Here is an 11010-nt window from a genome sequence, read left to right as displayed (position 1 = left end):
AGCCATACCCGGCGTCTCTGGATCTCTGGACCTTACGACGGCCCATCCAACCCGCCAACAACGTAGGACCACCTGATCACCGACCGCCACGGAACCCCCCTTGGCTATCTCGCTGACCAGCGGAAACCATCACGACGTCACTCAGCTGATGCCATTGCTGGACGCGATACCCCGCATCCGCGGGGTCCGTGGGCGCCCGAGGCACCGCCCGGGCCGGCTGTTCGCGGACCGCGGCTACGACTACGACAAGTACCGCCGCCTCCTGCGGGCCCGCGGCGTCACACCGAAGATCGCCCGCAAGGGCACAGCCCATGGCTCCGGTCTGGGCAGGACCCGCTGGGTCGTCGAGCGGACCTTCGCGTGGCTCCACCAGTTCAAGCGGCTACGGATCCGCTACGAGATACGCGCCGATCTCCACCTCGGCCTGCTCCAACTCGCGTGCAGCATTATCCGCTTGAGACGACTCCGAACCGCATTCTGAAACGATCAGTCAGCGCAGCGCGACGAACAGCAGCACGGCCGTCGTCATGGCGGCGGCGGCCCCCGCAGCGACACGCGAGACCCAGCGGCGCGACGGGATCCAGGTCACCTGGTGCCGGGCCACGCCCGCGTAGACGTAATAGACGCGGTCCTGTTCCTCCGCCAGCACCACGCGCGCGAGCGGAAGGTGGCGGATCGAGACCTGCCGGGTCACTTCGCCCTTCTTCTTGACGAGGCTCCGCTCGATCGCGGAACGATGGTGAGCGGCGAGATCCTCGGGCAAGCGGTCCTTCGCCCCCACCACGGTCTCCCGCCACGCGCCCCTGCCCTTCAGTCGTGACCGGATGATCCACGGCGCACGCGGCGGCGGGGGAGTCACGTCCTGGTCCTCCGGCGCCCGCGTGATGGTCGCGCCCCGCCAGACGGTGAGGCGCCCCTTGCCGGTACATGTGTCGCAGCTCCACCGTCCCCGCCCCTGACAGTGCCGGCACTTCACCTTGCCGTCCCCGCCGCAGTCGGTGCACAGCGTCTTTCCCCAGCCCAGGCAGCGCGGGCACGCCGTGCCGGACGCCTCGCACAGGGCGCAGTCGACGCGTACGCCTGGCCGCTTCACCTTCTGCGGCGCGACGGGTGTCACGGGAGCCTTGCGTGATCCTCCCCGCCCGCGGCACTTGGTGCAGGAAGTGACGCTCTTGCAGTCCGTGCACGGCACCTGCGGCTCGCACTGCAGGCGACCCGTCCCCTTGCAGTTGGGGCACTGCTGCTTGCCGTTGCTGCAGTCGTGGCACGGCACTTCACGGACCGAACCGTCCAGAACGAGGTGCACGGTCTCACGCCGGCGAGGATTCTTCGGCGGGTCCTGCCGATAGGCGTCCAGGTCGTCGACGACCGGCCGTCCCGACAGGTCGAACGGCGCGGGGCGGGTCTGCTCACCCGTCGTCCGCGACTCGATGCAGCGGGTGACGGTGCAGTCGAGGAGAGGCTGGTGCTCGATCCTGGCGCTGTTCGCCAGGCGCTGCCATTCCGTGTCGCCCGAGCGTCCGCGGTGCTCGGCGACGGCCGCGAGCACCTCGTCGTCGGTCAGTGCGTCGGTCGGTGCGTCGGCCATCGCAGAGTCCCCCTCCACGGAAGCACCTGGTCACCCGCCGGGCGGCGGCGCCGGAGCCTGTCGTTGCCCAAGACCCAAGTCTGTCGCAGAGCGACGATGTCCGGAAGGCCGCAACCACCACGGCGTCCGGCCGACCCGCCCGCGACACGACCCGACCCGACCCGCCGCGAACCAGCGCGGCGAGGAAGGTGGGCGCTGCGAGCGCCGGTGCACCCCAACACCGCACACACCACGGCAACTTGTCCACGAAGGAGGCGGCAACCTTCCCATGGGCGGCGGCGACGGACAGAGCAGCAACGGCCCGGATTTCCACCGCCGACTTCAGGAGGACACGTGCGAATCGGACTCGACGGCCGCCACAGGCGCCCGAGACATCTGCGCAGGATCGGGGCAGCAGGCCTTGCGGGCGGCCTGGTCCTCGGCGGGGCGGCAACGCTCTCGTTCGCCCTCTCGTCCCCGTCCGCCTCCCCGGCTTCCACCGCGAACACCACCGGTCCGGTCACGGCCGCCGCCACCGCGCAGGCGGAGAACCTGGACCGCGGACTGGTCAGCGTCCACGACGGGGCGGACAACCTCGTCAGCTGGCGCCTGCTGGCAGGCGACCCCGGCAACGTGGCGTTCAACGTCTACCGTGCCGGTACGAAGGTCAACGACCAGCCGATAACCGGCTCGACGAACTTCCGGCACAAGAACGCGCCGTCCCACGCCGACTATCAGGTGAAGGCCGTCGTCAACGGCCAGGAGCAGGGCTTCTCCGCACACGCCGTCCAACTGCGCGCCGGTTACCTGGACGTACCCATCTCCAAACCGGCCGGCGGCTCCGACTTCGGCTACGCGGCCAACGACGCCTCCGTCGGCGACCTCGACGGCGACGGAGACCTGGACATCGTCTTGAAGTGGGACCCCACCAACTCCAAGGACAACTCCCAGGCCGGCTACACCGGCAACACCATCGTCGACGGCTACACCCTCGAGGGCACCCGCCTGTGGCGCATCGACCTCGGCCGCAACATCCGGTCGGGCGCGCACTACACGCAGTTTCAGGTCTTCGACTACGACGGCGACGGCAGGGCCGAGGTGGCGATGAAGACCGCCGACGGAACCCGCGACGGCAAGGGCACGGTGATCGGCAACTCCGGTGCGGACCACCGCAACAGCGATGGCCGGATCCTGACCGGCCCCGAGTACCTCACGATGTTCCGGGGTTCGGACGGAGTCGCGGTCTCCACCGTGGACTACGTGCCCGCGCGCGGCACTGTGTGCAACTGGGGCGACTGCTACGGAAACCGGGTCGACCGCTTCCTCGCCGGCACGGCGTACCTGAACGGCAGCACACCCTCCCTGATCATGGCCCGCGGCTACTACACCCGGTCCGTCATCGCCGCTTGGGACTTCAGGGACGGGCGGCTCACCCGCCGCTGGACGTTCGACACCAACAGCTCCGCCAACCAGGGCAAGGGCTACGACGGCCAGGGCAGCCACAGCCTGTCCGTCGGAGACGTGGACGGCGACGGCAGGGACGAGATCGTCTACGGTGCGATGGCCGTCGACGACGACGGCAGCGGACTGTGGACCACCCGCACCGGCCACGGCGACGCCCAGCACCTGGCGGACCTGGACCCGGACGACCCGGGCCTCGAGTACTTCAAGGTCTCCGAGTCCACCAGCCAGCCGTCCTCGCTGTACCTCGACCCGGCGAACGGCAGCGTCCGCTGGAAGACCGGATCGGGCAGCGACAACGGCCGCGGCGTGGCCGGCGACATCTGGGCGGGCAACGCCGGCGCCGAGATGTGGTCGGCGGCCGACTCCTCCATCCGCGACAAGAACGGCAGCACCCGCGGCCGCGAGCCGTCGTCGGCCAACTTCCTCGCCTGGTGGGACGGTGACACGACGCGTGAACTGCTGGACGGCACCCGGATCGACAAGTACGGCACGAGCGGCGAGACGAGGCTGCTGACGACCTCCGGCGTGCACTCCAACAACGGTACGAAGTCCACTCCGTCGCTCTCGGGCGACATCCTGGGCGACTGGCGCGAGGAAGTCGTCTGGCCGACGACCGGCGACACCGCCCTGCGGATCTACTCCACGCCCATCGAGACGGACAAGCGGTTCACCACCCTGCTCCAGGACCGCATGTACCGCACTGGCCTGGCCTGGCAGAACACCGCGTACAACCAGCCGCCGCATCCGAGTTACTTCCTCGGGAGATGACGACGGGTAGAGCGGGGTCGTAGCTGGTCCGCCTCCCCAGCAGAACGCCCGCCCCTGATCTCGCGAGGGGCGGGCGTCGTGCTGTCCTACATGGCTTCTCGCTCCGGGTACATCGGGTGGACGCTGGCGGTGAGCGTGCCGTCCTGCTGCTCGTAGTGGGAGAGCGCCAGCCCGAGGCCGAAGAATGTGGGTGCCCATTCGCCGATGAAGATGCCCCACCGGTCGGCGCGGGCGATGCCGGCGCCGGGTTCGGCGTTGAGGGACAGGGCCCAGGTGGCGATGGACAGGCCGATGGAGGCGAAGGCTGCGGTGTAGGCGTGCTCGCTGCGGATGCCCTTCTCGTGCAGCTTCTGGATGATCATGGGTCTCCCTGGTGTGTGGGGGGGCAGGGACGCTCACCAGGGTCGCCCGGCTGGCGGGCGCTCGCATCTGGAGGGCACGGAACGCAGATCACGCGCGTGCATCCAGCCAGAGCCGGTCGTAGGCTGGCCATGCTCGGGGCCGTCGTGGAGGTTCGTCATGCCCCGCCCCATCTGGTCCGGCGCCATCAGCTTCGGCCTTCGTCAACGCCACCGAGGACCAAGCATCTCCTTCCGGTAGGTCCACCTTGAGGACATGAGCCGCATCCGCTACCGCAAGATCTGCGAGCTGGACGGCCGGCAGCTCTGCGACGACGAGATCGTCAAGGGCTACGAAATCTCCAAAGACACCCTGATCCCGGTCACCGACCAGGACCTCGAGGGCATGCCGCTCCCCACCGCGAAGGCCATCGACATCATCGCGTTCGTGCCGGCCGAGTCGATCGACCCCGTCCGGATCGGCGACTCCTACTACCTGGAGGCCGACGGCCAGGTCTCCGCGAAGCCGTACGAGCTGCTGCGCCAAGCCCTCGAGCGTTCGGGCAAGGCAGCACCGACGGGGCGCGCATCACACCCTTACCGACGAGGGCGACGGGCGGCAGCTGGCAGCCTGGCCGTAGCCCCTGGACTGTCAGTGCCGCCTGAGACACTGAGGTATCGATCCCCGAGCAAGTCGGGATTGCTTCTGGCCCCGTCGCCGGCGTGATGCACCGGACGGCGGGGCTTGCTGCTGTCAGCCTTCCCGGGCCCGCCGCTTCACTTCCTGCTCGACCTCGTACCGGTTCTGCCCGGTCGCCTCAGCGTGGGCGTCCCCGCCGCCTGCACCCGCTCAGCCACCTGCAGACACAGCAGTTCTGCGGTTTTCTTGGATCTTGATTGTTCGACGACCTTCGGGTTCTTCGGTGACGTAATAGCCCTGCGGCGCGCTGGCATATGCCGCAGGACTACAGCTACAGTGGGTTATTCGAACGCACGTTCACGCGAAGGGGTGAACCGTCGCGTGGGGACCGCATTCGCTGGGCAGGGCGAGATCGGAGTGAATACCCCCGCGACCACGCGTCGCCTATCGCCAACCATCGCGGAGACGGCCATGACCCCAGATGCGATCCTCGCCCTCTACGAGTGGCGGATCGGATCCGGCCCCTCTACGAGTGGCGGATCGGATCCTGCTTCCGCTGTAGTGAGACGGACGTCTACGTGACCCACGTCGACGACATCACCACCCCGAGGGGTGAGCGGTATGAGCTTGCCGCCTGTGGCTGCTGTGTCCTGAGGATGGAGAACGAGCGTCGAGGGTGCGCCGCTCGCCGTGGACTGGATTATCGGCCGGGGGAGCCTCGGCTCGTAGACACAGAGGCAGCGCCGCCCCGATCCATCGGTCGGGGGCGGCTTTCTGCTGTAGACGCCCTGGCCAAGGGCTGATCCGGGGGCGCGGCTGGGGAGAATTTGGGGAGCGGGGAGCAAATGGGGAGGCCCGTAGATCCTCAGATCAACACTGGTTCGGCTCCGAATCGGAACGCATCGGAACCGTTCTGAGCAGGGGAGATGTGATCGACGGGGATCGCCGGTCGTGTTGCTGCAGTTGAGGAAATCGGCCTGGCAGAACACCGCGTACAACCAGGCGCCGCATCCGAGTTACTTCCGCGGGAGATGATGACGGACAGGGCGGGGGCGTCAGCTATCACGCTGTGAGCTGGTGAAACGCTCGACAAGTACGCATGGCTTGGGGTGTGGCCGCAAGGTCATGGGCTGCATGCCAAGGCAAGATCACCCCGACCTGCCTGCGGCCCTCGACTTCACGGGCGGGGATGTTCGCGCTGCTCGTGCACGGAACGTCGCGCACTGCCCCCATTTGGCGGTACATTCACAAGTCCCCCACGCCGCAGCCGCAGAACCATCACGAGGGGACGCCGTGAGCCACCAATACCCGGGCCCGTACCAGCAAGGACCCGCGCCCTATCAGCCGCCGCGACCCCCGAAGAAGGGCATGTCCGGCGGCGCGATCGTCGCCATCGTCCTCGGTAGCGTCTTCGGCGGACTCTTCCTGCTCCTCATCATCGCCGTCGCCGTAAGCGACAGCAGCCCGAGCAGTACGGCAAGCGAGAAGACGGCTGTCGCCGGCAGCAGTCCGAAGAGCGAGGCCAAGAACGAGGCCGAGCCCGTCGAGCAGAAGACGCAGAAGCCGATCGAGGCCCCTGCCGAGCCCGCTCCCAAGAAGCCGGCCGAATTTCCCAACGGGGACTACGTGGTTGGCGAGGACATTCCCGCCGGCACTTACCAGACCGCCGGAGCTGAGAAGGGCATCTTCGAGTTCTGCTCCGTCACCACCGATCCGGTCGACGAAGCGAAGTTCCCTCAGCTCAAGTCGGCCAACGCCGACGAGCGGATCATCATCACGCTGACGGAGGCCGACGGCGTCGTCAGCATCAGCGGCTGCGAGCCCCTCACCCGCCGCTGAGGAACCTCTGGTCGCGCGGCCCTCGTTCACCAGAACCAGGGCCGTTCGCCATTTCCAGAGCCACCCACCGGTCCGTCCTCTGGGAACGCAGCAGCAGAGGGCCTTGTGGCTGCCGTGCTGCGTGTGCACTCAGGCCGACGCCCCCACCGCGTCGACGAGTTCGGCGAGAGCCGCAGCCAGGGCATCGAGGCCCGGTCCGGCAGGGCCGCCCGGCTCCGACATGTAGACGTCGCGGCGTATCTCGATCATCAGCGCGCTGACCCGCCGGTCCTGGCCGTAGTGCTTCAGCGGGACGTACGTCCCCGCGAACGGGCTGTCCAGCCCGGTGCCGCCCAAGCCCGAGAACGCCTTCTGCGCCGCCGCGAGCAGCTCCGGCGGCGTGTGGAAGGAGTCCGTGCCGAGGCAGATCGGGGGTCGGGGACCGTCCCCGTGCAGCTCGTACGGGAGCGGCTCCGTCGGATACGAGTGCACGTCGATCACGACCGCCCGCCCCACGGCGTCCAGTCGGGCGTCCACGGCCTCGGTCACGGCCCGCGCGTACGGCACGAAGTAGTCCGCGATCAGCGTTGCCGGGTCGAAGTCCGACGGGCGAAGCTGTTCCCGGTGCGTGGTCCGCGTGTAGACCGCGCCCATGCCGACGGCGAGCATCTCCTCCCGCTCGTCGGGGAAGCGCTCGGGGTCGACGACAAGACGCGAGAGCCCGTTGACGAAGCGCCAAGGCGTGACGGTCGCGGATCCGGCGGCACCCGCGGCGATCTCGGCGGTGTGGGAGTCGGTGATGTGGTCGAGCTCCAGCTGGAGCGCCGCGTCGTCCAGCACGATGCCGGCGCGTACGCCGTCGGGCACGGCCCGGGCGGAGTGCGGGACGTGCAGGATCACGGGGGAGTCGGGCGCTCCGGGCAGGAGTTGGAAGGATGCCGGGGTGCTGGTGTCGTTCACGGTGTTCCTTGCTGTGGGTGGTTCGAACTCGGGGAGGCAGCGCGCCTCTCCGCCATGGGTACGCCCGGTCGCCGTGACGGCGCGGACGATCTCCACCGACTCTAGCCGCGGGGTCCGACAACGACCGCCGGCCCCGGGCGGTTCCCCCGGGCCGGACCGCACGGTCCGCTCGCGAGAGAGCCGGCGAGGGCGGCCCGCAATCCGGTGGAGGTGCGTGTCGGCGACGGACATGATGGGCCGCATGACTCATCTCCTCCTGCCCGTAGAGGCCTTGATCGTGGTGGACGTCCAGTCGGCGTTCGTCACCGGCGGCGGAGCCGTCCCCGACGCGGCCCGCCTGGTGGACAGGACGACCGACCTGATAGCCCGGGCCCGGAAGAGCGGGGCGCTCGTCGTCCATCTGCAGAACGACGGGCCCGCCGGGTCGGAGGACGAACCGCACACTCCGGGTTGGGAGCTCCACCACCCCGTCCGGAACGGCCCAACAGAGGCCGTGATCCGCAAATCGCAGGACGACGGCTTCGCACAGACCTCGCTGGAGAGCCTGCTCACCGACTCGGGTGTGAAGTCGCTCGCCGTCTGCGGTGTGATGTCGGAGATGTGCGTCCAGGCGACCGCGCGCACGGCCCTCGCGCTCGGCTACCGGGTCGTCCTGCCGCACGACGCGCATGCGACGCAGAACATCCCGGCGGCGCCCGGCATCAGTGACGCGATTCCCGCCGCCACGGTCTCACGGGTCGCCGAGTGGGCTCTCGGGAGCGACGTCGAGATCACGGCGTACGCGTCGGACGTGCACTTCACGGCTCTGCTTCCTCAGGGGCCCCGCTGACGGCCGGACCGAACCGTCCCACCCGCGACGCCGCGATGAGGCGCCCACGAGCCCACGAGCCCACGCGCCCACGAGCCCACGCGACACCGCGTCGCCGAGCGGGCGTCGAACCGCACGGCGGGGCTGCCAGGGCGCTCCGGTAGCGTGCCGCCCATGACAGCAGACACCCGGCGGACCGGTTCCCCGCCGTCCTCTCGACCTGCCACGGACCAGGACGGCGTCCGCCTGCCGAGACTGCGCCTCAAGGACGTCGTCGTGCGCGGGGCCGCGCACGGGATCGCCGCTATCGTTCTGCTCGCCGCGGCGATGCTGTTCGTCACGGACCACCATGACCGGGAGACGTTCCTGTCCGTCGTTGCGGGGTTCTCCGCCGTGTCCGCAGGGGGCGGCATCGTCTTCGGGGCCTTCTTCTGGGCGGTGTGCTCCGGTGACATCAGGCGCTGGCGCGACTGGCGCACACTCGTCGGCCAGACGGACGGGGTCACGATCATGGCACCCGCGCTCGTGAGGACCGGTGTGCTCGCCCTCGTTCTCTTCCCCGGCGCTCTGGGCCTCTACCACCTCGTCGACGATGCGGCGTACGGCAGCTGGCTCTACGGGAGTTGAGCCGGTTGCCGCCGTTTCGCACGAGAGCCGGGATCCGCGGCGCAGCCGCTCCGCGGGTCAGGAAGGTCTGAAGAGCCCAGGACGCTCTTCGCGGCCTCTGCCCGAGACGGTCGCCGCCATCCGCCCCCTCAAGGGCCTCCCACGTACGGTGATCAGTGGACGTGATCCCGGAGGGGGAGTGATGGACGGGACCTGGGCAGGGGTGCGGGAGCGGGTGCTCGCGCTGCGCAGGGCGCCGCGGTGGCGGGCGGTGTTCGGTGCCGAAGGCCACGGACATGGCCACAAGTTCGAGCTTCTCCCCACACTCACCGAGGAAGAGCTTCGGGCGGTGGAGCGGTGGCTCGGGACCCGACTGCCCGAGGAATACCGGACGTTCCTCAGGGGAGTGGGCGCCGGCGGCGCGGGCCCCGACTACGGCCTCTTTCCGCTGCGTCCGCCCGCTCCCGCCACCTCGGCGGCGAGCGGCCGGTGCGCGCTGCCCTTCCGCCCTGAGCTCACCGCCGAGTTCGACAAGCATCTGTGCGCGGAGCCCCGGCGGGACGACCACCCCGACGACGATGCCTTCGCCGCCGCGTACACCGCCTGGCAGGCCCGGGAGGACGAGCTCCACGACACCCTTACCGAGGGGACGCTCTGCATCAGTGACCGGGGCTGTGGGTACTACTCGCTCCTCGTGGTCACGGGCCCTCACCGTGGCACCGTGTGGGAAGACGTACGGGCGGTCGGCGAAGGTGTGGTGCCGATGCAACTGGTCGGCGGAGCCGGTCACTTGTCGTTCGCGCAGTGGTATCTGCACTGGCTCGGGCGCGCCGAGAGCCAGGCGTGGGACGAGACAGCGGATGCCCCCCAGCCCTTCGGGCCCGCCTAGGCCCCGCCCGGGCGACCTTTGAGGATCAGGCTCCGGCGGACGCCTTTCTCGCCTCGTGTGCGGGGCGCGTCGGCGTCGTTCGGCGGCCAGGACGTCCGAATGGACGTGCGGAGAGGGCTCTTGGGCCTTTGCGCGCGTCTCGGCGGTATGACGCGCTCATGGCTGCGAAGACCGAGGTGTCGCCCTTGGAGTTCAACGGTCGCGGCGGCCTGCACGACATCGGCTTCACGGTGCGGTCCGTCCGCTGTGGGCGGCCAAGGCCCTTTCGTCGGCCATGGCCGCCCGGTTCGAGCCGATCACCCCGAAGCGGATGGGGTGTGAGGGGCTCGGTCAGCCGATCCGGAGAAGGCCGGCGTCGACGACCGCGCGACCGAAGGGGCTCGCGAGTTCGGCGAGGCGATCGCAGTCGGCGTCACCCAGGGCGGTGTAGGCGGGAAGGGCCAGGCGGTCCGTACGGTCCTCGATGTGCGTGCGCAGGCGTACGCCTTCCGGGCTGAGGGAGTCGCCCTCGAGGAGACCTCGTGTGCGCAGGCGCTCCGCGGTCTCGGCCCACTCCTCCTCGGGCCACGCGCGGCTTGCCTTGAGGAAGTCGACGGGAACGTCCCCGGTGGCAGCGTGCAGAATCAGGGACTCCAAGCCCCCGACGCCCTCGCTCAGCAAGCACGCGACATGGCCGTCGCCACGGAACTCCCGGAGCAGGGTCTGGGCATGCCACAGTTGCAGTACCGGTTCCTCCGGCCAGGGCAGCGCGGCATGGGCGGCGAACAGCGGGCGGCCCTGCGGGTGTTCGCAGGCCGCCTCGGCGGCCCGGCGGGTCAGTGTCAGGACCTCGTCCAGAGCGGGGAGTTGGTGGATCCCGGCCCGTCGCAGGGCCTCGTTCGCGGCGGCGTGCCGGGCGTCCAGCACCTGCTGCGGCGTCGCCGCGTCCCAGGCCCCTTCGACCGCCTGCCGGACGAAATCGGGGTTGAAGTTGTAGAAGGTCGAGATGACCAGCTCGGCGGATGCGCGGCCGAAGGCGGCGCTCCGGGAGGCGAAGTACCCGGCGCGTCCGCTCAGCCCGAGCTCCGCGTACCGTCGCCTTCCCTCGGGGGCGAAGTAGATCATGGCGTGTACGGGCTCGAGTCGGCGCCAGGCTGCTCGCGCTGTCTTCAT

10 protein-coding genes and 1 pseudogene are annotated in these 11010 nt (G+C 69.5%); 7 read left to right on the top strand and 4 right to left on the bottom strand.

Going from position 1 to position 11010, the window contains the following annotated elements; genetic code table 11:
- Nucleotides 1-69 precede the first annotated feature (69 nt).
- A pseudogene (locus tag ACIPJI_RS22160) lies at nucleotides 70-481 on the top strand (IS5 family transposase); the annotation flags it as partial.
- Nucleotides 482-490: 9 nt separating this feature from the next.
- Here the strand turns inward: ACIPJI_RS22160 and ACIPJI_RS22155 are convergent.
- Nucleotides 491-1588 carry a hypothetical protein gene (locus ACIPJI_RS22155; protein WP_402248219.1) on the bottom strand — a complete coding sequence of 366 codons (1098 nt, stop codon included), beginning with the start codon at nucleotides 1586-1588 and terminating at the stop codon, nucleotides 491-493.
- Between the two features lie 333 nt (nucleotides 1589-1921).
- Between ACIPJI_RS22155 and ACIPJI_RS22150 the strand changes: the two genes are divergently transcribed.
- Entirely contained in the window at nucleotides 1922-3799 is a 1878-nt protein-coding gene (locus tag ACIPJI_RS22150) for a rhamnogalacturonan lyase (RefSeq protein ID WP_402248217.1), read from the top strand.
- 86 nt (nucleotides 3800-3885) lie between these two features.
- Here ACIPJI_RS22150 and ACIPJI_RS22145 read toward each other — a convergent pair whose 3' ends face one another.
- Nucleotides 3886-4161, bottom strand: coding sequence for a hypothetical protein (locus ACIPJI_RS22145; protein WP_356619878.1), 276 nt, complete (start codon nucleotides 4159-4161; stop codon nucleotides 3886-3888).
- A gap of 253 nt (nucleotides 4162-4414) precedes the next feature.
- Between ACIPJI_RS22145 and ACIPJI_RS22140 the strand changes: the two genes are divergently transcribed.
- On the top strand, nucleotides 4415-4864 hold the full coding sequence (locus ACIPJI_RS22140) for a Ku protein (protein ID WP_402248215.1): 450 nt from the start codon (nucleotides 4415-4417) through the stop codon (nucleotides 4862-4864).
- A gap of 1206 nt (nucleotides 4865-6070) precedes the next feature.
- Nucleotides 6071-6616 carry a hypothetical protein gene (locus ACIPJI_RS22135; RefSeq protein ID WP_402248213.1) on the top strand — a complete coding sequence of 182 codons (546 nt, stop codon included), beginning with the start codon at nucleotides 6071-6073 and terminating at the stop codon, nucleotides 6614-6616.
- 129 nt (nucleotides 6617-6745) lie between these two features.
- On the opposite strand, the gene ACIPJI_RS22130 is transcribed toward ACIPJI_RS22135, so the two are convergent.
- Entirely contained in the window at nucleotides 6746-7555 is an 810-nt protein-coding gene (locus tag ACIPJI_RS22130) for an N-formylglutamate amidohydrolase (protein ID WP_356619876.1), read from the bottom strand.
- 241 nt (nucleotides 7556-7796) lie between these two features.
- Here ACIPJI_RS22130 and ACIPJI_RS22125 point away from each other — a divergent pair, with 241 nt between their 5' ends.
- The 3 genes from ACIPJI_RS22125 to ACIPJI_RS22115 all read left to right on the top strand — a co-directional run bounded on the left by ACIPJI_RS22125 (nucleotide 7797) and on the right by ACIPJI_RS22115 (nucleotide 9858).
- Nucleotides 7797-8384 (top strand): cysteine hydrolase family protein, encoded by a 588-nt coding sequence (locus ACIPJI_RS22125; protein ID WP_356619874.1) that lies wholly within the window; start codon nucleotides 7797-7799, stop codon nucleotides 8382-8384.
- Nucleotides 8385-8537: 153 nt separating this feature from the next.
- Nucleotides 8538-8990, top strand: coding sequence for a DUF6336 family protein (locus ACIPJI_RS22120; RefSeq protein WP_402248211.1), 453 nt, complete (start codon nucleotides 8538-8540; stop codon nucleotides 8988-8990).
- Nucleotides 8991-9171: 181 nt separating this feature from the next.
- Complete coding sequence (locus ACIPJI_RS22115) at nucleotides 9172-9858, top strand: SMI1/KNR4 family protein (RefSeq protein ID WP_402248209.1); 687 nt, start codon at nucleotides 9172-9174, stop codon at nucleotides 9856-9858.
- Between the two features lie 330 nt (nucleotides 9859-10188).
- Here the strand turns inward: ACIPJI_RS22115 and ACIPJI_RS22110 are convergent, their stop codons facing one another.
- Complete coding sequence (locus ACIPJI_RS22110) at nucleotides 10189-11010, bottom strand: hypothetical protein (RefSeq protein ID WP_402248207.1); 822 nt, start codon at nucleotides 11008-11010, stop codon at nucleotides 10189-10191.

Origin of the sequence: Streptomyces sp. NPDC086835, assembly GCF_044745705.1 — a bacterium.
In the GTDB taxonomy this organism is placed as follows: domain Bacteria; phylum Actinomycetota; class Actinomycetes; order Streptomycetales; family Streptomycetaceae; genus Streptomyces.
This window is presented reverse-complemented; position numbering and strand designations above follow the sequence as displayed.